1 protein-coding gene is annotated in these 851 nt (G+C 55.5%); it reads right to left on the reverse strand.

Annotation, left to right across the window (positions count from 1 at the left end):
* Positions 1 to 358: 358 nt before the first annotated feature.
* On the reverse strand, positions 359 to 851 hold a 493-nt coding region (gene arsH / locus PPL9_RS34500; RefSeq protein ID WP_244273488.1), incomplete at its 5' end, for an arsenical resistance protein ArsH.

The raw sequence follows: 851 nt of genomic DNA on the forward strand, positions 1-851 counted from the left end.
AAACGTCCATCTGCCGTTGCGATTGCAGCACGACAACTGGAGCCGCCGCCATCAACACCCAGTATGTAATCCATGAAGCTTGCCTCTGTTTGTTCCAATCCCACTGCTGTGTATGGCAGCAGGTGTTTAATGCATGGTTGAGACTTGTCAGTTTTAGCGGGCGGTGGTTTGAGGGGGAGTGTTTGATGGTGGTTGGAATAGGATGTGTCGGTTGATCAGTTTATTGATGAGCAAGCGGTTTACCCGGTGTTGTTCCTCGAAGACCATAAGCACGCTGAGGTTTTTGTGTTGTAGCGCGCTTATGATGTGATGGCTTGCCGGCTGAGAGCTGAGCCCCTTGCCGTGAGGTGTGCCAGTCTTACTTCGTATTCACTCTTGCAGAGAGTTCTGCTGCGGTTTCTTTGCGTTCGGAGTAGCGGTCGGTCAGGTAGTCGGAGTGGCCGCGGGTGAGGTGGGTGAACTTCATGAGTTCTTCCATCACATCCACCACGCGGTCGTAGAGAGAGGACGGCTTCATGCGGTCGGTTTCGTCGAACTCCAGAAACGCTTTGGGGATGGAGGACTGGTTTGGAATGGTGACCATGCGCATCCAGCGGCCGAGTACGCGCATCTGGTTGACGGCGTTGAAGCTTTGGGAGCCGCCGCTGACTTGCATCAGAGCGAGTGTTTTGCCCTGAGTTGGGCGGACTGCGCCGACGGAGAGAGGCACCCAGTCAATCATGGTTTTCATGATGCCGGTCATGGAGCCGTGGCGCTCTGGTGAGCACCAGACCTGACCTTCGGACCACATCATCAACTCACGCAGTTCCTGCACCTTGGGGTGATCCGGCTCTGCATCATCAGCCAGAGGC

The organism is Pseudovibrio sp. POLY-S9, assembly GCF_001431305.1.
Lineage (GTDB): Bacteria > Pseudomonadota > Alphaproteobacteria > Rhizobiales > Stappiaceae > Pseudovibrio.